Annotated in this window: 18 protein-coding genes and 3 pseudogenes; 13 read left to right on the forward strand and 8 right to left on the reverse strand. The window is 62.2% G+C overall.

What is annotated here, in order from left to right:
• Positions 1-153 precede the first annotated feature (153 nt).
• The 3 genes and pseudogenes from B348_RS01000000130400 to B348_RS0128540 form a co-directional block, all read right to left on the reverse strand.
• Positions 154-2,640: pseudogene (locus B348_RS01000000130400) on the reverse strand (TonB-dependent siderophore receptor).
• A 74-nt stretch (positions 2,641-2,714) separates the two neighbouring features.
• Positions 2,715-3,698, reverse strand: a complete 984-nt coding sequence (locus B348_RS0128535) for a FecR domain-containing protein (protein WP_017739439.1) — start codon at positions 3,696-3,698, stop codon at positions 2,715-2,717.
• Positions 3,695-4,210, reverse strand: a complete 516-nt coding sequence (locus B348_RS0128540; protein WP_017739440.1) for a sigma-70 family RNA polymerase sigma factor — start codon at positions 4,208-4,210, stop codon at positions 3,695-3,697. Before B348_RS0128540 ends, B348_RS0128535 begins: the two co-directional genes overlap by 4 nt.
• Positions 4,211-4,467: 257 nt before the next feature.
• On the opposite strand from B348_RS0128540, the pseudogene B348_RS1000000132325 reads away from it, so the two are divergent.
• The 3 genes and pseudogenes from B348_RS1000000132325 to B348_RS1000000132335 all read left to right on the forward strand — a co-directional run.
• A pseudogene (locus B348_RS1000000132325) lies at positions 4,468-5,445 on the forward strand (cache domain-containing protein); the annotation flags it as partial.
• A gap of 117 nt (positions 5,446-5,562) precedes the next feature.
• A pseudogene (locus B348_RS1000000132330) lies at positions 5,563-5,983 on the forward strand (methyl-accepting chemotaxis protein); the annotation flags it as partial.
• Positions 5,984-6,009: 26 nt separating this feature from the next.
• Positions 6,010-6,348 carry a hypothetical protein gene (locus B348_RS1000000132335; RefSeq protein ID WP_017739442.1) on the forward strand — a complete coding sequence of 113 codons (339 nt, stop codon included), beginning with the start codon at positions 6,010-6,012 and terminating at the stop codon, positions 6,346-6,348.
• A 37-nt stretch (positions 6,349-6,385) separates the two neighbouring features.
• On the opposite strand, the gene B348_RS0128550 is transcribed toward B348_RS1000000132335, so the two are convergent.
• The 5 genes from B348_RS0128550 to B348_RS0128570 all read right to left on the reverse strand — a co-directional run bounded on the left by B348_RS0128550 (position 6,386) and on the right by B348_RS0128570 (position 12,990).
• Positions 6,386-6,844 carry an SRPBCC family protein gene (locus B348_RS0128550; RefSeq protein WP_017739443.1) on the reverse strand — a complete coding sequence of 153 codons (459 nt, stop codon included), beginning with the start codon at positions 6,842-6,844 and terminating at the stop codon, positions 6,386-6,388.
• Between the two features lie 19 nt (positions 6,845-6,863).
• Positions 6,864-10,235 carry an amino acid adenylation domain-containing protein gene (locus B348_RS0128555; RefSeq protein WP_017739444.1) on the reverse strand — a complete coding sequence of 1,124 codons (3,372 nt, stop codon included), beginning with the start codon at positions 10,233-10,235 and terminating at the stop codon, positions 6,864-6,866.
• Positions 10,232-11,179 carry a diiron oxygenase gene (locus tag B348_RS0128560; protein ID WP_017739445.1) on the reverse strand — a complete coding sequence of 316 codons (948 nt, stop codon included), beginning with the start codon at positions 11,177-11,179 and terminating at the stop codon, positions 10,232-10,234. The genes B348_RS0128555 and B348_RS0128560 overlap by 4 nt, the downstream gene beginning before the upstream one ends.
• Positions 11,176-11,934 carry a DUF3050 domain-containing protein gene (locus B348_RS0128565; protein WP_026137141.1) on the reverse strand — a complete coding sequence of 253 codons (759 nt, stop codon included), beginning with the start codon at positions 11,932-11,934 and terminating at the stop codon, positions 11,176-11,178. Before B348_RS0128565 ends, B348_RS0128560 begins: the two co-directional genes overlap by 4 nt.
• 345 nt (positions 11,935-12,279) lie before the next feature.
• Positions 12,280-12,990, reverse strand: coding sequence for a GntR family transcriptional regulator (locus B348_RS0128570; protein WP_017739447.1), 711 nt, complete (start codon positions 12,988-12,990; stop codon positions 12,280-12,282).
• A gap of 332 nt (positions 12,991-13,322) precedes the next feature.
• Here B348_RS0128570 and B348_RS0128575 point away from each other — a divergent pair, with 332 nt between their 5' ends.
• The 10 genes from B348_RS0128575 to B348_RS0128620 all read left to right on the forward strand — a co-directional run bounded on the left by B348_RS0128575 (position 13,323) and on the right by B348_RS0128620 (position 23,754).
• On the forward strand, positions 13,323-14,216 hold the full coding sequence (locus B348_RS0128575; RefSeq protein ID WP_017739448.1) for a TauD/TfdA family dioxygenase: 894 nt from the start codon (positions 13,323-13,325) through the stop codon (positions 14,214-14,216).
• Between the two features lie 14 nt (positions 14,217-14,230).
• Positions 14,231-15,256, forward strand: coding sequence for an ABC transporter substrate-binding protein (locus B348_RS0128580; RefSeq protein ID WP_017739449.1), 1,026 nt, complete (start codon positions 14,231-14,233; stop codon positions 15,254-15,256).
• 1 nt (position 15,257) lies between these two features.
• Positions 15,258-16,109 (forward strand): ABC transporter ATP-binding protein, encoded by an 852-nt coding sequence (locus tag B348_RS0128585; RefSeq protein WP_017739450.1) that lies wholly within the window; start codon positions 15,258-15,260, stop codon positions 16,107-16,109.
• 11 nt (positions 16,110-16,120) lie between these two features.
• Positions 16,121-16,969, forward strand: coding sequence for an ABC transporter permease (locus tag B348_RS0128590; protein ID WP_017739451.1), 849 nt, complete (start codon positions 16,121-16,123; stop codon positions 16,967-16,969).
• A gap of 53 nt (positions 16,970-17,022) precedes the next feature.
• Positions 17,023-17,943, forward strand: a complete 921-nt coding sequence (locus tag B348_RS0128595; protein ID WP_026137142.1) for a LysR family transcriptional regulator — start codon at positions 17,023-17,025, stop codon at positions 17,941-17,943.
• 229 nt (positions 17,944-18,172) lie between these two features.
• Positions 18,173-19,708, forward strand: coding sequence for an MFS transporter (locus B348_RS0128600; RefSeq protein WP_017739453.1), 1,536 nt, complete (start codon positions 18,173-18,175; stop codon positions 19,706-19,708).
• A gap of 14 nt (positions 19,709-19,722) precedes the next feature.
• Entirely contained in the window at positions 19,723-20,781 is a 1,059-nt protein-coding gene (locus B348_RS0128605) for an HlyD family secretion protein (protein ID WP_017739454.1), read from the forward strand.
• Complete coding sequence (locus B348_RS0128610; protein ID WP_017739455.1) at positions 20,778-22,223, forward strand: efflux transporter outer membrane subunit; 1,446 nt, start codon at positions 20,778-20,780, stop codon at positions 22,221-22,223. Before B348_RS0128605 ends, B348_RS0128610 begins: the two co-directional genes overlap by 4 nt.
• Positions 22,224-22,297: 74 nt before the next feature.
• A complete protein-coding gene (locus B348_RS0128615; protein ID WP_017739456.1) occupies positions 22,298-22,807 on the forward strand; it encodes a sigma-70 family RNA polymerase sigma factor in 510 nt (169 codons plus the stop codon).
• Positions 22,804-23,754 carry a FecR domain-containing protein gene (locus B348_RS0128620; RefSeq protein ID WP_026137143.1) on the forward strand — a complete coding sequence of 317 codons (951 nt, stop codon included), beginning with the start codon at positions 22,804-22,806 and terminating at the stop codon, positions 23,752-23,754. The genes B348_RS0128615 and B348_RS0128620 overlap by 4 nt, the downstream gene beginning before the upstream one ends.
• Positions 23,755-23,843 lie beyond the last annotated feature (89 nt).

Here is a 23,843-nt window from a genome sequence, read left to right on the forward strand (position 1 = left end):
TAGTGTGGGGTTTCCCCATGTGAGAGTAGGTCATCGTCAAGATTGAATTCCGAAACCCCTGTCTGCTAGCGCAGACAGGGGTTTTGTCGTTTAACAGGCACAAAAAAGCCAGCGCCGAATCACAGGCGCTGGCCTGGTTCGATCGCTAGCTGATCAGAACTGATAACTCACCGTTGCGCTCACATTACGTTCCTCCCCCAGGTAGCAGAAGTTCAGGCTGGCACAGGACGCAACATACGTCTCATTGGTCAGGTTGTTGGCATTCATCCGCACATCCACACCCTTCAACCCAACCTTGCCCAAGTCATAGCCCACCGAAGCATCAAGCAACGTATAGGCCGGGACTTTCATCGTATTCTCCGCATCCGCCCAGCTATAGCCCACATACCGCACCCCGCCGCCAAGCCGTAAACCGTCTAACGCACCGCTATTGAATTTGTAATCCGCCCATACCGATGCCATATGACGAGGCGCCTGCGTCGGCGAGTTGCCCTTGTTCTCGATCAGATTGTCGGCCGTGCTCAAGGTGCTCACCATCGACTTGGAATACGCAATATCGGTGAACGTATAGCTGCCCAAAATCTTCAGGTTATCCGTCAGCTGCATATGCGCTTCCAGCTCAAGCCCCTGGGAGCGAACGGCACCTACAGCGCGATAGAAGTTCTCCTGCGGCAGTTTGGTCGCCAGGTTCTCCTGATCAATGCGAAACCACGATGCGGTAAACAGATTGTCAGTACCTGGCGGCTGATACTTCAACCCCACTTCCCATTGCGTCCCATCGGTAGGTGCCAGCGGGTTACCTGCGCTGTCCGAATAGGAGTTGGGGTTGAAGGATTCTGAATAGCTCACGTAGGGCGCCAAGCCGTTATCAAATAGATACAACGCACCGGCACGCCCAGTCAGCTTGGTGCGTTTATCACTGATCTCGGTGCCTGCTGGCCGGTTCGCTTCAGCAATCCGATTTTCATCGGACGTTTCGACCCAGTCCTGACGCAGCCCGAGGGAAAACCGCCATTTATCCATTTCGATCAGGTCTTGCAGATAGACCCCGGTCTGCTCCAACCGCCGCAAGTAGCTGGTCGGGCTGTAATAGCTGATCGCCGAATTGCCATACACCGGGTTGAACGCGTTGATCGGCTGCAACGACCCACTGTTCCAGTCCACCACCGTTTTACGTCGCTGATAATCCGCACCCATCAGCACCGTGTGTTTGGTCGCCCCGGTAAAAAACTCAGCTTGCAGCATGTTGTCGATGATGAAGGCATGCAGCTTCTCATCACCCCCGGAGTAGTAGCGATTCAGCTCGCTGCTGGTCGGGCTGGTCCAGCCATAGGCATACACCTGATCCAGCCGCACCTTGGAGTCCAGGTAGCGAAAGTTCTGTCTCGCCGTGAAGACATCGTTGAAGCGATGTTCGAATTAATAACCAAACGACTGTTGATCACGCTTGTAACCATCGACCCCAGGCTCACCCTCGAAAAAATGGCTGGAGATTCGCTGGCCATTGCGCTGATGCAGCGCGCCGTCCGCTGGCATGCCGCCGTGATAGCCGCCGTCAGGATCATGTTGCAGATACGCTTGCAGGGTCAGCGAGGTGTCCTCGGTAAAGTCGATGCTGACAGTCGGCGCCAAAGCGAAGCGCTTTTCCTTGGCATGGTCAAATTGGGTGTCGGACTTATCCGCCAACCCCGTCAGCCGGTAGGCAATACGCTTGTCGTCATCTACAGGCCCGCTGAAGTCAAAACCCATGCCCCGTTGCCCGTTACTGCCCAGCGTCGCCTGAACCTGATGATAAGGTTCGAACAAGGGCTTCTTGCTGGTCAACGCCACCAGCCCGCCAGGCGAACTGCGGCCATACAGCACCGAAGACGGTCCTTTGAGAATATCCACCCGCTCGAGGAAATACGGATCAACCTGCATCGTGCTGTAGGTGCCGCTATCCCCCATGGATTTGAGCCCGTCCAGGTAGATGTTATCCACAGAACCGTCGTTGAAACCACGCATCGCCACATAGTCGTAGCGATGCGTCGCGCCATAGGGGTTGGTCAGCACACCCGGCGTGTAACGCATGGCCTGAGCAACGGTCTGGGAGCCTTGGTCGTCCATCTGCTCGCGGGTGACTACCGAGACGCTTTGTGAGGTCTCCAGCAAGGCCGTGCTGGTCTTGGTCGCAATCTGGCTGTGAGTCGCGTTGTAGCCTTCCATGCTGCCCAACGCATTACCCAGAGCAAAGCCTTTGATATCAGTGGTCGGTAAGGTCAGCGCGCTATCTTCTGGCGCCTTCTGCAGTACAAAGCTCACGCCATCTGCGGAAACAGCCTGCAACCCTGAGCCGCTGAGCAAGCGATTCAAACCCTGCTCGATGGAATACTCGCCGTGTAGGCCGGAAGATTGACGGCCCTGGGTGTGCGCAGGCGTGCTGGACAGAGTGATCCCTGCCTGCCGCGCAAACTGGTTGAGCACCGCGCCCAGCGGGCCGGCAGAGATCTCGTAGCGTTGCTGGATCTGCTCGACTCCCGCTTGCGCAGCCATGGCGGCCAGCGGCACCGCGCTAATACCCACCGCCGTCGACAGCAGCGCCGCACGCACGGCTTTGCTCAATAATGGGTAGGACGAGTTACGGGGAAAACACACAGTCATGGTAAGGATCCGTGAAGGCAGATTGAAGGCTTACTGTCTAAGCCGGACTCACGGAAAAAAACCGCCAAACAATCTCAGGCCGATCGCTCCAGGTTCACCCACCAACGGCTGCGATAACGCAATTGAACCGGCAGTGTCTGTGGCAGGATCGCCAGTAGCTTATCGGTGTCCTCCAGGCGAAAAACCCCCGATAACCGTAACTCGGCGATATCAGCCGAGCAGCCCAGGTAGCCATGACGATAACGCCCGACTTCCGCAACAAAGTCGGCCAAACGCATATCCCGCGTCACGATCAACCCGTCCGCCCAAGCGCCGATGTCCATATCCAACGGCGGGGCGAGGAGGGCACCCGTCTGACGCACCAGATAGCTTTCTCCGGCATGAACCTGCGTCGAAAGCCCATTCGCCTGATGCGGTGAGTGGATGGCCACATTGCCGCTGACCACACTCAACCGCGTGCAGTCATTGGCTTGGTGCACAGCGAAGCGTCCGTCGATGCCTTCGAACAAACCATGGCGTGTCTGCACCAACAAGGGCGCCGAAGACGCAGCGCCGCACGTCACCAGGATTTCCCCACGCAGCAGCGTGATCATTCGCTGCTGTGCGTTGAAGTCCAGGTCCACTGCACTGTCGGTATTGAGTTGCACACGCGTGCCATCCGGCAACTGCACGCTGCGACGCTCGCCAGTGCCGGTAGCGAGATCCGCGGTCCAACGCTGCCAACCCGTGACATCCCGGCTGAGCCACGCCGCCGTGCCTACTAGCAGCACGCCAGACAGCATCTTCAATGCTTGCCTGCGGCCCAGGCCCTGCGCGCTGTTTTCCAGCGCCCTGTGTGCGCCAGGAATTGTCGCCAGCTGGCTGTTCAACTCCTGCTGCAACGCCTGCACCCGCTGCCAGGCCAGTTCGTGGTCGCCGTGGGCTGCTCGCCAGTGTTCACATTGCGCGTGCAGGCGCAGATTGGTGCGGTTGTTGCGCAAGCGCAGTGCCCAGTGGATAGCCTGCTTGACCACCTCGGGGCTGGGGCCGAAGCGAACCGCGTTATCCACGGACGTCATGTCTCATAACGCAGGACATAACAGTGGTAGAGCGCCTCGGCGACGTAACGCTCGACCGATCGCAGCGATACACCCATCTGCTGCGCGATCTGCTTGTACGCCAGCCCGTCGCACTGAGCCAAAAGAAATGCCTTACGCACCTTGGGCTTCAGCCCATCAAGCAGTCGGGAAATTTCTTCGAGCAACTCCAGCACCAGCGCACGGGATTCAGCGCTGGGCGCCAATGCTTCGGGTAGGTGGGCGATGGACTCCAGGTAAGCCCGTTCGATTTCCTCGCGGCGCCAGTGGTCAATCACCAGGCCCCGGGCGATGGTGCGCAAAAACGCGCGAGGCGCCTTGAGCTCAAAGCGTTCGGTCTTCTGTAGCAGGCGCACAAAGGTGTCTTGCGCCAGGTCTGCGGCATCGCAGGCGTTGCCCAGGCGGCTGCGCAGCCATGTGTTCAGCCAGTTGTGATGGGTGAGGTAAAGCGTCTGTACAACGCTCTCATGCGGGATGTACTCAGAAGATGGCATTCACACAGACCTGGCCAAACGTCACAAATGATAATTAGTCGCATTGTTTGGGAGGCTGTAAAAATTTGCAACTCTGATCCTTGTACGACAACCGCTGGTCGGTTTCCTACGTAAAAATCGGATAGATCCCACAATTTCTTAAGTTTTGCCCAAGCTTGGCCGAAAGCCTGATGAGCCATGCGTGCACCGAAATAGAGCGGTCGGTTCCATGCTCCGTTCGGCACGCTAACCCCCCTTTGGCAAAAGAAGTCGATGAAATGAATCTCAAGTTCAGTCATAAAATTCTGTTGGCCGCGTCAGGCGTCGTGGTTCTAGCCTTCGCGTTATTCACGCTGTACAACGACTACCTTCAGCGCAGCACTATCAAGCAGAACCTGGAGTCATCCATCCAGCAATCCGGTGAGCTCACCGCCAGCAGTGTGCAGAACTGGCTCAGCGGGCGAATCCTGGTCCTCGAGAACCTCGCGCAAAACGTCGCGCATCAAGGCAGCGCTGCGGACCTTCCAGGGCTGGTCGATCAGCCGGCGTTCACCTCGAACTTCCAGTTCACCTATGTTGGCCAAACCAACGGCGTATTCACCCAGCGCCCTGACGCCAAGATGCCCGACGACTATGACCCTCGCCAGCGTCCCTGGTACAAGCAGGCCGTGGCTGCCGGCAAACCCATGTTGACGCCGCCGTACATGGCCGCCGTGGGTGGGCAGATCGTGACCATCGCCATGCCGGTGAAGAAAAACGGTGAACTGCTCGGCGTGGTCGGCGGTGACCTGAGCCTGCAAACCCTGGTGAAGATCATCAACTCGGTGGACTTCGGCGGCATCGGCCATGCGTTCCTGGTCAGCGGTGACGGTCAGGTGATCGTCAGCCCGGACCAGGACCAGGTGATGAAAAACCTCAAGGACATCTACCCAGGTGCCCAACTGCGCATCGAGAAGCTCAACCAGGACGTGGTCCTCAACGGCCAGGACCGCATCCTGTCGTTTACCCCGATCAGCGGTTTGCCGGGTGCCGATTGGTACATCGGTCTGTCGATCGACAAAGACAAAGCCTACGCACCACTGGGTAAATTCCGCACCTCTGCGTTGATTGCCATGCTGATTGCCGTGGTCGCGATCGCCGTGCTCTTGAGCCTGCTGATCCAAGTGCTGCTGCGTCCGCTGACCACCATGGGCGTGGCCATGCAAGACATCGCCCAGGGCGAGGGCGACCTGACCCGCCGCCTGGCCGTGACCAGCAAAGATGAGTTCGGTGAGGTTGGCAGTGCGTTCAACCAGTTCGTCGAGCGTATCCACGCCTCCATCTCCGAAGTGTCGTCGGCCACACGCCAGGTGCATGACCTGTCCCAGCGCGTGATGGCCTCGTCCAACGCCTCGATCATCGGTTCCGACGAGCAAAGCGCGCGCACCAACAGCGTGGCGGCGGCGATCAACGAACTGGGGGCTGCCACCCAGGAAATCGCGCGCAACGCCGCCGATGCTTCCCAGCACGCCAGCGGTGCCAGCGAACAGGCCGACGATGGGCGCAAAGTGGTAGAGCAAACCATCCTGGCGATGTCCGAGCTCTCGCAAAAAATCAGCCTGTCCTGCACGCAGATCGAAACCCTGAATGCCAGCACCGACAACATCGGCCACATTCTTGATGTGATCAAAGGCATCTCCCAGCAGACCAACCTGCTCGCGCTCAATGCCGCGATCGAAGCGGCCCGTGCCGGTGAAGCCGGGCGTGGGTTTGCCGTGGTGGCCGATGAGGTGCGCAACCTCGCGCACCGTACCCAGGAGTCGGCCGAATAGATCCATAAGATGATCACTTCGCTGCAAGTGGGCTCGCGTGAGGCGGTGACCACCATGAACGCCAGCCAGGTCTCCAGCGAAGAAAGCGTCGAAGTGGCGAACCAGGCCGGTGAGCGCCTGATCAGCGTGACGCAGCGGATCGTCGAGATCGACGGCATGAACCAATCGGTTGCCGCCGCGACCGAGGAGCAGACCGCCGTGGTGGAAACCCTCAACGTGGATATCAACCAGATCAACCTGCTGAACCAGCAAGGCGTGACCAACCTCAACGAAACGTTGAAGGATTGCGACGCGTTGTCCCAGCAGGCCAGTCGCCTGAAGCAACTGGTCGACAGCTTCAAGATCTGACGACGTGCGCAGGAGCGAGTGTTCTCGCTCCTGCCGCTCAGTCGAGCATCCGCTGCACGTTGTCCAGGGCACTGTCGGCAAACGCCTGCATGAACTGTTCAAACCCCGCCTGCGCCGTTTCTACCGGCTCGGCAACAATGGTCCAGGTGGCCCTGGCGTATGTCCCGCCCTGGGCTTGCACCTGCATCGACGCCCATAGCCTGGCGATTCCCAAGGTGTTGTAGAGGGTCGTCCAGGTCATGCACATGGCGCACTCGTCCCGGCTGTTGAGTTGTTCGACGACGCAATGGCCATCGCGGAAAAACTTCGTGCGCAACGCGCCTACGCCATCGCCCGTCATCTCGATATGCGACAGGGCCGGGATGAATGCGGCAAAGCCGGCGAACTGCCCCACCAGGCCCCAGAGTCGAGCGGCGTCGCAGGCGACCAGCACCGAGGCCACCACGGGGGCGGCGACGGGGTTGCGGATCAATGTATCGGGTTGCAGCGGTTTCATGGAAATGTCCTGACGCAGTTCAGATAAAGCCTATGGCCTGTAGGTAGTCGCAGCCTTGGCGTAACAACGCCGGACTTTTTTCGGGGTAGTGCATGTGCATTTTCCCCACGCCCCGGCGTGCGTTGTCGTGATGGATCATGGCGGTATCGCCGATGTCTTCACCCAGCCCTTCCAGGTAAAAGCCCAGCACGCCAAACAGCGCGTTGTCGCGGCCTACCGTTTGCAGCGCGCGCTGCCAGCGGGCCACGCTGACTCGCTCGAAGCGGTAACCGGCCCGGCTGAACGCATCGAGGTAGTCGCTCCAACTCAAAGGCTGCGGGTTGTGCAGGTTGAATACGTTTCGCCCGGTTTCAAACTGGCCGGCATGGAATGCGATAAACCCTGCGAAGAAGTCCACTGGCATCAGGTCGTGGTTCAGCTCCAGGTTTGGCACCAGACCCAATTGCAACGAGCCCTTGAGCATCAGCATCAGACGGTTCTTCTGCGGCTGGCAGACCCCGCTGCGGCTGTTGAAGCTGATATTGCCCGGACGCAGGATGTTCACCCAGGCGCCTTGTTCCACCGCGCGCCCGACCAGCCGCTCAGCGACCCATTTGGACAGGTTGTAACCGTTCTTGATGTAGAGCGGCAGGCTACTGGCGGCAGGTGCTTCAAGGACGTGCCCTTCGGCGTCGATGCTGCTGCATGCCGACAGCGTCGAGATAAAGTTGAAGACCTTCTTGCAGCGGGTTTCACACAGGCGCAGGCATTCCAGCACCGGATCGACGTTGTCCCTGGCCAGCGTGGCATAGTCCAGCACATGGTTGACCCGTGCCGCGTTGTGCACCAGCACGCCGAAGTCCTCCGCGAGGCGCTCATACACCTCGTCGCCCAGGCCCAAGCGGGGCTGGCTGATATCGGCGGCGTACACCTGCACCCGGCTCAGGTCCAGGTGTTCCAGATGGAACTCGCACAATGCCTGGGCAAAGCGCTCCTGCGACGAATGACCGGGTGACTCGCGCACCAGGCACGCGATCTGCGTGGCCCCACCGGCCAGCAACGCCTCGACGATATGCACGCCGATAAAACTATTGGCGCCCGTCACGATGACCTTGCGCGGGTCGCCCGCGCGGTCCGCGGCCAGTATCTGCACCGACAGGGCTCGCTCGGCATCGCGAATCGCTTGGGAGCACGGCGCGGTAGAGGGCACGCCATCCGCCATCAGTGACGCGAGCGTACGAATCGTCGGGGCTTCGAAGAACCGGTTCAACGCAAGGCTGCGGCCAAACCGCTCGCGGATTCGCAGCAGCAGCGTCGAGAGCAGGATGGAGTGGCCGCCGAGGTTGAAGAAGCTGTCGTCGATAGACAACTCGGCCACGGGCACTTGCAACAACTCGCTCCACAGGCCTGCCAGCTGCGCTTCAAGCGGTGTTTGCACCGGCTGGTCGCTGGCACTCGGTATCGGTCGAGCCGACAAATCCAGCAGCGCCTGGCGATCGACCTTGCCGCTGCTTGTGTAGGGCAGGCTCGGCAACTCGGCCCACACGCCAGGCTGCATGTAGTCCGGCAGCTGCTGCCGTGCATACAAACTGAGCGCCGTCAGCGTGGCGCCGGGTTCTGGCTGGGCGACCACGGCATGGATTCTGTACGCGGGCCCCACCACCACGGCCACCTGGCAGAACAACCGACTGTCGCGCAGGCACTGCTCCACTTCCTGCGGCTCAACCCGAAACCCGCGAATCTTCACCTGCCCGTCGCGGCGGCCACCCAGCACGATACCGTCGCTTTTCCACTGCGCCATGTCCCCGCTGCGATACGCCTGCAAGGTCTGGCCGTCGGGCAGTGACAAGGTCACGAACGGGTTGTCCAGCGATTGCACTGCGTCCACATACCCCAGGCTCACCCCCGGGCCGACGATGAACAGCTCCCCCATCACCTGTTCGTCCACCGGTTGCAGGTCGTCGTCGAGGATCAGCACCTGGCTGTTGGCGATGGGATGGCCCAGGCTGCAATTGCTGTCGCCCGGTTGCAGACGGCGATGGGTGACCAGCACGGTGGCTTCGGTGGGGCCGTAGAGGTTGTGCAGGTGGCACTGGCCCGCCAGCCGCTCGATGACATGGGGCTCGCAGACTTCGCCGCCAGTCAGCAAGTGCTGCAGGCCCAAGGGCGGGCCCGGCGGCAGGATACTGAGCAGCGCCGGCGGCAGAAATCCGTGAGTGATGCGCTGCTGGCGGATCAGTGCGACCAATTGCTGTGGGTCGCGCCGTTGCGCCTCGCTGGGCACGATCAACTGCGCGCCGGTGACCAGGCTGGGGAAAATATCCATCAGCGAAGCATCGAACCCCAGCGAGGCGAATTGCAGCACGCGACTGTCTTCACTCAGAGCCATGCGGCGGGCGAACCACGCAGTGAAATGCGCGAGGTTGCCTTGGCTGAGCTTGATGCCCTTGGGCCGGCCAGTGGTGCCTGAGGTGAACAGCACCATGCACGGTGCCTCCAGGCTGGGTCGGTGTTGCAGCAACGCTGGCGCGGCGGCCGGTTTATCGAGGGTGCTGACATCCAGCGCAACAAAATGCTCGCGCAACGGGTGCCGGCCATTGTCGAGCAACACGCGGGCCCCGGCGCTTTCCAGCAGCGCGAGCTGACGTTGCGGTGGATGCTCTGGCGCCAGCGGCAGGTACACCGCGCCGCAGCCCAGCAGGGCAAGCAGGCTGGCGTACAGCGCGGCGGACTTCTCCAGGCACACGCCCACCACTGCGGGCGTCGCAAGGTTGCCCAGCAGCGGTCGCAGTTGTTGTTGGATCGCCAGCGCCTGAGTGTGCAATTGCCGATAGGTCAGCACCTCGCCCGCGATGTTCAACGCCGGCCGCTCGGCGAAGGTCTGAAGGCTGGCCTGCAAGCGTTCGATCACGGGCACTTGGGCGGCTAGCAGCAGGTCCGGGTCAGCGGTGCGATTGAACCGATGCAGGAATGCCACGGCATCCAGGCCCAGCAAGCCCTGTTCAGGCCACGTGTTGGCGCAGGCCTCCTTGGGCGAATAGCCTGGGTCACGGGCGAAGCCGCTGACGTGCACGGCCACCCATTGCGCCAGTGTGTCGGTCGCCCGCTGACGCAAGCGCTGGCCGTTGCCGCTCGCTTCCTCGGGCGCTTCAAGAGTGGCCAGCAGCCGTTGGCGATGGTCATAAGCGCGCAGTTGCAAGGCGGGCAGGCCGTGTTCGGTCAGCGGGCCAACCCCCAGGCGCAGGCTGATCCTGGGCACTTGGGCCAGGTGGGCCGGTAGCGGCAGGCTGGCATCTTCGACAAGCAGATCGGCCAACTCATGCACAGCCCCGTGACCGTATTGCTCGACCCACTGCCGCACGGCCTGCAGGGCTTTGCTGGTACCGACCCAGCCAATGCGCAGGCGCCTCATGACCTACTCCCGGTGACGGGCAGAAAATCCCCCAGCGCCTGTGCCACGCTGGGCGTCTGTAGCAACCCGCTGCGGTTCAGGAAGCCCATGATGTTGCCGAGCAGGGGGTGTTGGCGGGTGATGGGGAACACCAGCGCCTCGATTTCATTCCTCAGTGTGTGGCGCACAGCCGGGCTGGCGTCCAGGTGTTCGATCAATTGCAGGTCAAAGCTTTTTTGCAGGTCATTGGTCAGGTAGTGCGCCAGGAATGTGGGCAGGACATGGGCGATGGCGTCGCGGTCATCCGCGCTTGCCGCTTGCCAATAGTGCCGCACCAGGTGCGTCCAGAACTGCGCGTGGCGCCCTTCGTCACACAGGTGATCCGCCATCAAGCCGCGCACGGATGCCTTGACGCTGTGGTCCTTGGCGAACGCCGCCACATCGTGGGTGACGGTATTTTCAGCAATGGCCACGCCGATCAGCTCCACGGCGTCGCGCAAGTGCTTTGGAGTCTGTGCCAGCGCGAGCGGCAGGGCGCGGCTCAGTTCGATCTGGTGCGGCAGGTCGAGCGGTGGGATACCGGTCATGGCCACGGTCTGTTGCAGGAAGTCCAGCGCGACCAGCGCGTGATAGTCCTCGTCCACCACCACGGTCATCGCGGCGTATCTGACGGTGGCAGGGAAGGGCAGCGAGAAGCGGTTCTTGGCAATGCTGCGTGCGGTCTTGTCGACGATCTCGGTCTCGAAGATCACCACGTCGTTGATGAATTTGTAGAAGCTCTGCAACAACACGAAGTCGCGCCATTGCGGGCACTGTTCGAGAAACGTCGCGCTGAGCGCCAGCGGTTGGCGCGACAGGGGATAGATCAACTTGTCGTCGTCTTCCAGCAAGCGGCGCGGGCGTGTGCGGACGGTGGCGCGGCGCTCCCAGTCTTCGGCCACGCCGTGGTAGTCACTGATATTCATGGGCGCACCTTCTGCAAAGCGGCGCGCACGTCGTCCCAGAGCGCGATGCGACTGTCCACGGCCGCGAGGGCGGTGTCGGCGGTTTGCTGCTGGCGTTCGGGGTCTGTGCCGGTGAGGCATTGCAACAAGCGCTGGGCGCCTGGCCCGTGGTCCTGGCTGTCCAGTTGGATGTGGCGATTGAGGTAATGGCTCAGGGTGGGGGCTTGGCGATGGATGATTTCGCAGCCCTTGAGCAAGCGTTCGAACATGGCGGGGACAACACTCTCCCGACCGTGCAGGAAGGCCGCTGCCACGCAGTGCGTTGGCGCGTGCAGCGCGATATCCAGGGTCTTGGCGACAAAGCGCACCACCCCCGGCAAGACGTCAATCTGTTGCAGCGCAGCAGTGGCCTTCACACCTTGGCGTTGCAGTGCAATGAAGGTGTCGATGGCGACGGTGCTGGCGCCGACTTCTGCCATGGCGTCCCGGTACAGCTCGAAATGACTGCAATGACCGCGCTCCAGGTGCTCGTCCGACTCTTCGCTGAGCACGATTTCATTGATCAGCCGAGCGGCCTCGGGATTGGTTGGTGGGAGCCAGGGCAGCTGTGTGCATGTCAGGTCTTGTTGCAGGCGCTTGGTGAGGGTCATGAAGTCCCAGACGGCAAACACATGGCTTTGCATAAACACTTGTAACTTGCCCAGTGAATTGATTTCGGTAAATAACGGATGAGTGCACATCCGTGACTTTTTTTGTTCTAACAGAAGTGGGTACATGGTTGATGCCTATGGGTTGCAGCGACTGCTCTGACAGTCGTAATGGCTTTTGCAGTTGAAGTGGGATCGATAATACTTAAACAGAATGCGCGCAGCGCCTGCAAATGCACGGGCTTGCGCAGTCGATTGAAGTATTGGGTTTATTGAAAAGATAATAAGCTGATTAAACGTTTGGATGAGCTTATGAATGTATTAGATGTTTTTTCGAAAAGTTACTGTGTGCGTAACTTGTAAGTTTGTAAGTGAGAAGTTTCCCTGGCGTGTGCAGGTTTATTTAATCGAGTGGTTTTATAATCGCGCGGGGTTTCCTGGATTGGCCGGTTACCCCGCAATGCCCGAAGTGCACTAGCGTGCATCTTTCCTGTCGGCAGCATCCAGACTGTTCAGGTAGGTGGTGATCACCTCCATGCCGCGCGTCAGGTGATTGCGCAGCGTCAGCACGCTTTCATCGACTTTCTTCTGCGTCACCAGGCTCAGCAGTTCACGGTGGTCCTCCTGTGACGTCTCGCCCAGACCCATCGCTTCAAGGTTGAAGCGCAGGAAGCGTTCTTCCTCGTTCAAACCGTGTTCAACCAGGGTCAGCAGCCGCTGGTTGGGAGCCTTGCCATACAGCGCCATGTGGAACAGGCGATTGAGGCGGCCCATCTCGGAGTAATCCTTTTCCCGCTCCAGGGCACTGATGCAGGCATCCGCCTCGGCGATGTCGGCTTCGGTGAGCAACGGAATCGACAGGCGCAGCGCCTCGGATTCCAGCAGCATGCGCAGGGCGTAGGTCTCCGCCGAATTGTCTTCGATCAAGGGGGCAACGACGGCGCCTTTATGGGTCACCACGTGCAGCAACGATTGAGCCTCGAGCTGACGCAAGGCCTCGCGCACCGGCATGCGGCTGACCCCGAACAGGCTGGCCAGCTCTTGCTGGCGCATGGCCGTGCCACACGGCAATCGACCATCGAGGATCGCATTGCGCAAGGTCTCTTCGATCACGGAGCGTGCAAGGTGGGCGGGAATAGGCCCGCTGATTCTGATGCTGCTCAAGGGGTTCGGCTTCTGCGTCACGACTACACAGTCCTCCTTATTAGAATGGGTGGCGTCAATTGGATCCAAAGAACACTAGAGACTGCCAAACGGCTTGTCAAACGCGCAAGATTTGCGGCTTGTAAGCGGCTAAACATTGGGCTTCAGGCGCCCACAGCACGCTTTTGCAGCGTCTTACACGCCTGCGTCATATTGCTATGAACTGAACGCTCCGTCGCCCCTGTTTATTCCTTAACCGCCGTACGGCATGGGTTGCTTCGGTGCATTCCCGTATATGTATATTCACTAATGGTATTTAAAATGATGTTCTTATATCTATAAAGTCAGTTCCCTGTCTGACCGGGAGTGACCTCATGTCCGCCACCTCTACTGTTCCAACAGCGACTTCTACCGCCCAACGCTTTGAGATTCGCCCGCTGCCCGGCAGTGTCGGCGCCGAGATCATTGGCCTGGACCTGGCCCGACCGGTCAACGACGAGGATTTCGCGCGCATCCACCGCGCGCACTTGGATCACCATGTGGTGGTGTTCCGCGACCAACGCATCACCCCCGAACAACAGATCGCCTTCAGTCGCCGTTTCGGCGTGTTGCAGATCCATGTCCTCAAGCAGTTCCTGCTGGCCAACCACCCGGAAATCCTGATCGTCTCCAACATCGTCGAAAACGGCCAATCCATCGGCCTGGGGGACGCGGGCAAGTTCTGGCATTCGGACCTGTCCTATAAAGAACTGCCGAGCCTGGGCTCGATGCTGCACGCCCAGGAGTTGCCTGCCGAAGGCGGCGACACCTTGTTCGCCGACATGCACAAAGCCTGGGACCAGCTCCCCGAGCACCTGCGCAAGGCCGTCGAAGGCCGCAGCGCCGCGCATTCCTACACGGCGCGTTACAGCGAGACCAAATTCGAAGGCAACTGGCGACCGACGTTGACCCCCGAGCAACTGGCCCAGGTCGCCGAAGTGGTGCACCCCATCGTGCGCACCCACCCGGAAAACGGCCGCCAGGCGCTGTTCGTCAGCGAAGGTTTCACCACCCGCATCGTCGGCCTGCCGGAGGACGAAAGCCGCGACCTGCTGGCCCAGCTCTACGCCCACAGCGTGCTGCCGCACAACATCTACCGCCACCAATGGCAGCCCCACGACCTGGTGTTCTGGGACAACCGCTCACTGATCCACCTGGCCGCCGGTTGCCCCAGCCACCTGCGCCGCAAACTCTTTCGCACCACTATCCAGGGCGACGCGCCTTTCTGATTCGGAGCATGACCATGTCCAAGAGCATTCCATTCGCACGACTGGCCGCGACTGTCGGCCTGAGTGTCAGCCTGTTGGCCGGCAGCCTTGTGGCGCCGACGGCCGCGCAGGCCGAAGGCGAGATCCGCATCGCCGAGCAGTTCGGCATCGTCTACCTGCTGCTTAACATGGTGCGCGACCAGAACCTCATCGAGAAATACGGCAAGCAGGAAGGCATCGACATCAAGGTGGACTGGACCCAACTGTCCGGTGGTGCAGCGGTCAACGACGCGTTGCTGTCCGGCTCCATCGACATTGCCGGCGCCGGCACCGGCCCGCTGCTGACCATCTGGGACCGCACCCACGGCAAGCAGAACGTCAAGGCGGTCGCCTCCCTCGGTAACTTCCCTTACTACCTGGTGAGCAACAATCCGAAGGTCAAGACCATCGCCGATTTCACCGAGCAAGACCGCATCGCCGTACCCGCAGTGGGCGTGTCGGTACAGTCGCGCTTCCTGCAATACGCCGCCGCCAAGCAGTGGGGCGACAAGGAATTCAACCGCCTCGACAAGTACACCGTCGCCGTCCCGCACCCCGACGCCACGGCGGCATTGATCGCCGGCGGCACCGAGTTGACCGGGCACTTCTCCAACCCGCCGTTCCAGGATCAGGCCCTGGCCAACCCCAACGTGCACGTGGTGTTGAACACCTACGACCTGTTCGGTCCGAACTCGCCGACCGTGCTGTTCGCCACCGAGAAATTCCGCAACGACAACCCGAAAACCTACAAGGCCTTCATCGACGCCCTGACCGAAGCCGCGCAGTTCGCGCAGAACGATAAAGGCGCCGCCGCCGACACCTACATCCGCGTGACCAAGGCCAAGATCGACCGCGCCGAGCTGCTGAAAATCATCGACAACCCGCAGTTCGAGTTCAGCATCACGCCGAAAAACACCTACCCGCTGGCCGAATTCCTCTACCGCGTCGGCGCGATCAAGAACAAGCCTGAATCGTGGAAGGACTACTTCTTCCAGGACGCCAAGCCGCTGCAAGGAAGTTGAGATGAACGCGCCCTTGCAAGGCCACGCGGCCAGCAACCTGCACACCGCCGCCCCGTTGCTGGCGGTGGATAACGTCAGCCTGGAATACCGCACCCCCGAACGCGTGGTGCGGGCCACCCACCAGGTCAGTTTCGAGATCGACCCGGCCGACCGCTACGTGCTGCTCGGCCCTTCGGGTTGCGGTAAATCCACCTTGCTCAAGGCCATCGCCGGGTTTATCAAACCCTGCGAAGGCGAGATCCGCCTGCTCGGGCAAAAGGTCGAGCAACCGGGCCCGGACCGCATCGTCGTGTTCCAGGAATTCGACCAATTGCCGCCGTGGAAAACCGTCAAGCAGAACGTCATGTTCCCGCTGCTGGCGTCCAAAACCTTGAAGCGTCGCGAAGCCGAAGAACGCGCGCTGCACTATCTCGACAAGGTTGGTCTCAGCGCCTTTGCCGATGCTTACCCGCACACCCTTTCCGGCGGCATGAAAGCCCGCGTGGCGATTGCCCGCGCGCTGGCCATGCAGCCGAAAATCCTGCTGATGGACGAGCCCTTCGCTGCCCTCGATGCCCTGACCCGACGCAAGATGCAGGAAGAGTTGCTGCTGCTCTGGGAAGAAGTGCGCTTCGCCCTGCTGTTCGTCACGCACTCCATCGAAGAAGCGCTGGTGGTGGGCAACCGCATCCTGTTGCTGTCGCCCCATCCGGGGCGTGTGCGCGCGGAAATCCACAGCCATCAATACGACCTGCACAGCCTCGGCGGTGTGGAGTTCCAGCACTCGGCGCGGCGAATTCATCGCTTGCTGTTCGATGAAGCCAACGACGTGGAACCTGAGCTGGGTTTTGCCGATATCCGCATCGCGTATTAAGGGGACACTCCATGCGCCAGGAATACGAAATCACCCTAGAACCCCTGCTCAGCGTCCCCGTGGAACGCGAGCTGCCCCTGCGCCAACGCCTGTGGCAACAAGGCTGGCTGCGCAAGGGCTTGATCCTGATCGTGCTGGCGATCCTCTGGGAAGCCGTCGCGCGCTACCAGAACAACGACCTGCTGCTACCGAGCTTCCTGCAGACCAGCGCTGCGCTCTACGACGGCCTGCTCAGCGGCGAGTTGCTGAGCAAGGTGAGCATCTCGCTGGTGGTGCTGCTCAAGGGCTACCTGATCGGCATCGTGCTGGCATTTGCCCTGACCACCCTGGCGGTCTCGACCCAGGTGGGCCGCGACCTGCTCAGCACCCTGACCTCGATGTTCAACCCGCTGCCGGCGATTGCCCTGCTGCCGCTGGCGCTGCTGTGGTTTGGCCTGGGCCAGAACAGCCTGATCTTCGTGCTGGTGCATTCGGTGCTGTGGGCGCTGGCGCTGAACACCTATTCGGGGTTTCTCGGCGTGTCCGAAACCCTGCGCATGGCCGGGCGCAACTACGGCCTCAAGGGCATGCGCTTCGTACTGTTCATCCTGATCCCGGCCGCGCTGCCGTCGATCCTCGCCGGCCTCAAGATTGGCTGGGCCTTTGCCTGGCGCACCCTGATCGCCGCCGAGTTGGTGTTTGGCGCCACCAGCGGCAAGGGCGGCCTGGGTTGGTACATCTTCCAGAACCGCAATGAGCTGTACACCGACAAGGTGTTTGCCGGGCTGGCGGTGGTGATCCTGATCGGCCTGCTGGTGGAGAACCTGGTGTTTGACACCTTCGAGCGCCTCACCGTGAAGCGTTGGGGCATGCAGCGCTAATCACCTGTTACGATTGCGCCGAGTTCACTCCCTACAGATCACGAGTGCTTGGCATGCAACTACCGGACATGAACCTGCTGGTCGCCCTCGACGCCTTGCTCGACGAGGGCAGCGTCGTCGGCGCCGCGCGCCGCATGAACCTCAGCCCGGCGGCCATGAGCCGTACCCTCACGCGCATTCGCGAAGCGGTGGGCGATCCGATCCTGGTGCGCGCCGGTCGCGGCCTGGTGCCGACGCCCAAGGCGTTGCAGCTGCAGGCGCAGGTGCGCAACGTGGTGGAGCAGGCTGCGCTGGTGTTTCGTTCGGCGGACCAGGTGGACCTGAGCACCTTGCGCCGTCGTTTCAGCGTGCGCGCCAATGACTTCTTTATCGGCGTGTACGGTGGCCGCCTGTTCGACACCATGGAACGCATGGCGCCGCTGTGTGAGCTGTGCTTCGTGCCCGAAGGCGACACCGACGACGAAGCGCTGCGCGAAGGGCGCCTGGACCTGCGGGTGAGCAACACCCAGCCCGCGAGCCCCGAAGTGAAGGTGCAGAACCTGTTCTCCACGACCTTTGTCGGCCTGGCGCGGGAAGACCACCCGCTGTTCGACGAAGACATCACCGCCGCGCGCTTTGCCAGCTATTCCCACATCAGCATCTCGCGGCGCGGCATTGCCCGTGGGCCGATTGATACCGCGCTGAACGCCCAGGGCCTGGAGCGCCGCGTGGCGATGATCGCGCCGGGGTTCCACGGTGCGATGTTCATGCTGCCCGACTCCGACCTGATCCTGCCGGTGCCCAAGGAAGCGCTCTACAGCGCCAATCGCCTCAAGTTGCCACTGCGCGCATTTGCCTTGCCGATCTCCCTGCCGACGCTGGTGTTGGCGCAATCCTGGCACCCGCGCTTCGACAAGGACCCGGCCCACAAGTGGCTGCGCGAGACCATGCGCGAAAGCTGCCACGCCACCTGGCTCGAAGCCCAACCCACCTAAAGTGAACGCGGTTCAAAATGTGGGAGCTGGCTTGCCTGCGATAGCGGTCTGCCAGCTGACACAACTGTGCCTGACCCACCGCTATCGCAGGCAAGCCAGCTCCCACAGGAACTCGCGTTGGATTTGATAGTTGCGTTTGGTGCACTTATAAGCTGCCGACATGTAACTTTTTGTCATGGATTAGCCTGATTAAACTGCTCGGGTATTTACCATTCCGAGCTACCCGTTCATGACTTCCCTCGCTGCCCCCGCACTCCAGGCCGCAGCCAAACCCGTTGCCATCACCCCGCCCGTGTTCGGCCCGCGCATCATCATCGGCCTGGTCGGCGTGTTGCTGGCGGTGCTGGTGTCCGGCCTCAACGAGATGGTCACCAAGGTCGCCCTTGCTGACATCCGTGGCGCGCTGTACATCGGCTTCGACGAAGGCACCTGGCTGGTCGCGGCCTACACCGCCACCTCCGTCGCGGCCATGGCGTTTGCGCCCTGGTGTTCGGTGACGTTTTCCCTGCGCCGCTTCACCCTGTGCGCCATCGGCCTGTTCACCGTGCTGGGTATCCTGTGCCCGTTCGCGCCGAACTACGAAAGCCTGTTGCTGCTGCGCACCGTGCAAGGCCTGGCGGGTGGCGCGCTGCCGCCGATGCTGATGACCGTGGCACTGCGTTTCCTGCCGGCCAACGTCAAGCTCTACGGCCTGGCCGGCTACGCGCTCACCGCCACCTTCGGGCCGAGCCTCGGCACGCCGTTGGCGGCGTTGTGGACCGAATACGTCGGCTGGCAATGGGCGTTCTGGCAGATCGTCGCGCCGTGCCTGTTGGCGATGGCCGCCGTGGCCTACGGTCTGCCGCAAGACCCGCTGCGCCTGGAGCGTTTCAAGCAGTTCAACTGGCGCGGCCTGCTGCTGGGGTTCCCGGCGATCTGCATGCTGGTGATCGGCATCCTCCAAGGCAATCGCCTGGACTGGTTCGAGTCGGGCCTGATCACCTTCCTGCTCAGCGGCGGCACGCTGTTGCTGGTGCTGTTCATGATCAATGAATGGTCGCACCCGATGCCGTTCTTCAAGCTGCAAATGCTCGGCCTGCGCAACCTGGCGTTCGCCCTGATCGTGCTGGCCGGGGTGTTGATGGTGCTGACCTCGGTGATCATCATCCCGTCGAGTTTTCTCGCCCAGGTGCAAGGTTATCGCCCGCTGCAAACAGCGCCGGTGATGTTGCTGATGGCGCTGCCGCAATTGATCGCACTGCCGCTGGTGGCGGCGCTGTGCAACCTGCGCTGGGTCGATTGCCGTTGGGTACTGGGCATCGGCCTGGGCATGCTGGTGCTGTGCTGCGTCGGCAGCGCCCATCTCACGTCGGCGTGGATTCGCGACGACTTCTACGGCCTGTACCTGCTGCAAATCTTCGGGCAACCGATGGCGGTGTTGCCGTTGCTGATGCTCTCTACCGGCAGCATCCAACCGATGGACGGGCCGTTCGCCTCGGCCTGGTTCAACACCGTCAAAGGCCTCGCCGCCGTGATCGCCACCGGCGTGATCGACACGCTGACCACCCAGCGCCTGCACTTCCACTCGACCATGTTGGTGGACCGCCTGGGCAACTCGCCCCTGGCCGACGGCGACGCGCCGGGCCTGGCGCACCGCCTGCACGAGCAGGCCGTGGTGCTGACTTCTTCGGATCTGTATTACGTCATGGCCGCGGTCGCGGTGGCGTTGATCCTGCTGATTTTCTGGATGCCCACGCGGATCTTTCCGCCCCGCGCACCGACTTGATTAAAGGACTGTTCATGAAACGCAAAGACAAAATTGCCGTCTCCGTTATCGCCATATTTGCCGTCGGCGTGCTGGTATACCTGGTCGCACCGGGCGTGCTCGGCAGCAAGCGCCAGACCACCAACGACGCCTTCGTCGCCGCCGACTTCACCCTGGTGGCGCCGCGTGTGGCCGGCTTTATCAAGGAAGTGCTGGTGGAAGACAACCAGCGCGTCAAGGCCGGGCAATTGCTGGCGCTGATCGACGACCGCGACTTTCGCGCCGCCGCCCAGGCCGCCGACGCCGATACCCTGGTCGCCCGCGCTCAACTGAAAAACGCCAGCGCCACCCTGGAGCGCCAAAGCTCGGTGATCGCCCAGGCCCAGGCCACCGTCGCCGCCGACCGCGCCGAAATGGCCTTTGCCGAACACGAACTGAACCGCTACAACCACCTCGCCGGTGTCGGCGCGGGCACCGTGCAGAATGCCCAGCAGGCCAAGACCCGCATCGACCAGGCCACCGCGCGCCTGGCCAACGCCACGGCGGTGCTCGCGGCCGAACGCAAGCAAGTGGAAATCCTCAGCGCCCAGCGCGACGCCGCCGAAGGCGGGCTCAAAAGGGCCCAGGCCGCGCTGGAAATGGCCAGCTATCAACTGTCGTACACGCGCATCGTCGCGCCGGTGGATGGCATGGTCGGCGAGCGTGCGGTGCGCGTCGGCGCCTATGTGACGCCGGGCAGCAAGATCCTCGCCGTAGTGCCGTTGGCCGAGGCCTACGTGGTGGCCAACTTCCAGGAAACCCAGCTCTCCCATATGCACGCCGGCCAAGCCGTGCAGGTGCGTGTCGATAGCCTCGATGGCGAGCTGCTCAACGGCCATCTGGAAAGCCTCGCGCCGGCGACCGGGGTGACGTTCGCGGCGGTCAAGCCGGACAACGCCACCGGCAACTTCACCAAGGTGGTGCAGCGCATTCCGGTGAAGATCGTGCTAGAGCCGGGCCAGGCGCTGACCGAACGCCTGCGCGTCGGCATGTCGGTGGAAGCCAGCGTCGATACGCAACCGGTGGCGCAGCAGCGTGAGGTGGCCCAGCAATGAAACGAGTCGTCTGGCTCACCTTGAGCCTGATCAGCCTGAGCGCCTGCACCGTCGGCCCGGATTTCCACAAGCCGCAAAGCGCGGCAGTGACGCAATGGAGCGCACCCCAAGGCCGCCAAGCCGCCAGTCGCGCCGTCAGCGATCCGTTGCAAGAGCGTTGGTGGGACGTGTTCCACGACGCGCAACTCTCGGCCCTGACCCGCCGCGCGCTCACCGACAACCTCGACCTGAAACTTGCCAGCAGCCGCCTGCAACAAAGCCGCGCGGTGCGCCAGGTGACCACCGCCGAGCGTTATCCCAACGTCGATGCGACAGGCGCTTACCAGCGCAAACGCAACAGCGGCAAAGGCTTGAGCGACCCGTCCGGCGAGAACGGCCGCGCCGCATTCAACCAGTGGGATGCGGGCTTCTCGGCGTCCTGGGAGCTGGATTTCTGGGGCCGCGTCAAACGGGAAACCGAAGCCGCCGACGCCACCTTGCAAGTCGCCGAAAACGACCGTCGCGCGGTGCTGCTCGCGGTGCTCGCTGAAACCGCCCAGGACTACATCCAACTGCGCGGCGTGCAAAACACCCGCGCGGTCACCGAGCAAAACCTCGACGTGGCGCGCCACAGCCTCAAGCTCTCGCAACTGCGTTTGGCCGACGGCGTGGCGACCGACCTGGACGTGGCCGAAGCCGCCGCTCAAGTCGCCACCATCGAAGCGCGCCTGCCGGATTTGCAGCAGCGCCAGGACCAGTTGATCAACGCCCTGAGCCTGCTGATGGGCGAGCCACCGCAAGCGCTGCACGCGCAGCTGTCCCAGGACGCCGCCGTGCCGCAAACCCAGCGTCAGGTTGCGATAGGCCTGCCGTCGGAGCTGGCCGAACGGCGGCCGGATATCCGTCAGGCCGAAGCGCGCTTGCACGCGGCCACCGCGAATATCGGCGTGGCCAAGGGCGATTTCTACCCGCGCATCACCTTGTCCGGCAGCCTGGGTTCCCAGGCCCTGCAATTGGCGGATTTCGGCTCGTGGGGTTCCCGCGCGTTTGCCTTCGGCCCGCAGTTCAGCCTGCCGCTGTTCAATGGCGGGCGCCTCGAAGGCATGCTTAACCTGCGCGAAGCCCAGCAACAGGAAGCGGCGCTGGCGTACCAGCAAACCGTGCTGCGCGCCTGGCATGAGATCGACGACCAACTGACCCGCTACAACGCCAGCCAACTGCGCCGCGACAGCCTCGCCGAAGCGGTGCGGCAGAACCAGATCGCCCTGGTCACGGCGCAACATCAGTACGTCGAAGGCGTGGTGGACTTCGTCAACGTCCTCACCGTGCAAGGCGCGCTGCTGGCCACGCAAGAGCAGTGGGTGGAAAGCTCCACCGGCGTGTCCCTGGCCATGGTTGGCTTGTACAAAGCGTTGGGCGGCGGCTGGGAATCGGTGTATCCGCTGCACACCGCCGCGCGGTAAGTACAAAGAGTTTTTGTCAGTCGCGAAATAAACTGTAATGATAATTGCTCTCAATAGTGTATCTGAGCTTTTTCATGGACAGCGCGACTGACGGCCAGCAACAGCTTCACCTCCTGTACCGCGACCATCACGGTTGGCTGCAAGGCTGGTTGCGCAAACGCCTGGGCGACCGTGAGCACGCCGCCGACGTGGCCCAGGACACGTTCCTGCGCCTGCTGGTATCGGGGCGTTTTCCCGGAGACAAGGAAAGCCGCAGCTACCTGGTGCAGATCGCCCGCAACCTGGTGATCGACCAGTGGCGGCGCCTGCGCATCGAGCGCGCCTACCTGGAAAGCATCGCGCACCTGCCAGAACCGGAGTCGCCGTCCCTGGAAACCCGCGCGCTGATCCTCGAAACCCTGATGCAGATCGACGCCATGCTCGACCGCATGCCCGACAACGTGCGCCGTGCCTTCCTGCTGTCGCAGTTCGAAGGCCTGAGCTACGCGCAGATCGCCGAACGCCTGGGCGTCAGCCTCAGCTCGGTGCAGAAGTACATGACCCGCGCCATCGTCGCCTGCTACCAAGTGGCCTACGCCGAATGAGACACGACGCACCCATCGCCCCGGCCGTGGTCGAGCAAGCCAGCGAATGGCTGATGCTGCAATGGGGCGGCGACCTGCAGGTTGAGCAACGCCAGGCGTTTGCCCAGTGGCAGGCCGCCGACCCGGAACACCGCCGCGCCTGGCAACGCTTGCAGCACCTGCAACAAACCCTCGGCGGCGTGCCCGCCGACAGCGCCCGCGCGGTGTTGCGCGACACCCCGGACACCCAGCGCCGCGCCGCCCTCAAACTGCTCGGCCTGCTGTTGCTGGCCGGTGGCAGCAGCTACCTGGTACAGCGCAGCGAACCCTGGCAAGTGGCGTTTGCCGAGCATCGCACCGCCACCGGCGAAATCCGCCACTTCACCCTCAGCGACGGCACGCGCCTGGACCTCAACAGCGACAGCGCGGTGGACCTGCGCTTCAGCGCCAGCGAGCGGCGCATCCGCCTGATCCGCGGCGAAATCCTGCTGACCAGCGGCCACGACCCATCACGCCCGTTGATCGTCGAAACCCCGGCCGGTGATGTGCAGGCGCTGGGCACCCGTTTTGCCGTGCGCGAACTGGCCGACGGCAGCCGCGTCGACCTGTACGAAGGCCGCCTGCGCGTGACCCCGCTGCACGGCGCGGCGGTGCAGATGAAGGCGGGTGACAGCCTGTGGTTCAACCCCCGGCAAAGTTCGGCGCTGACGGCGGTGGATGCAAACGGCAGCAGTTGGACCGAGCATCGCCTGATCGCCGAGCGCCAGCCGCTGGGTGAGTTTGTCGCGCAACTGAGCCGCTATCGTCCCGGGCTGCTGCGCTGTGATCAGGCGGTGGCCGGGCTGTTGCTGACTGGCGTGTTTCCGCTGGACGACACGGACGCCATCCTCGCCGCGCTGGAGCGCTCGTTGCCGGTGCAGGTGCAGGCGGTCACGCGCTACTGGGTGACGATCAAGGCACGGGTCTGAAAAAAAATTTTTGCAAAGCACTTGTCGGTTTCTGCGGCCCGCTCGGGATACCTCTTGAAAGCCAATCAAGAAGCGATCTCACGGGGAGT

The sequence above is a fragment of the Pseudomonas sp. CBZ-4 genome, from assembly GCF_000346755.1.
Lineage (GTDB): Bacteria > Pseudomonadota > Gammaproteobacteria > Pseudomonadales > Pseudomonadaceae > Aquipseudomonas.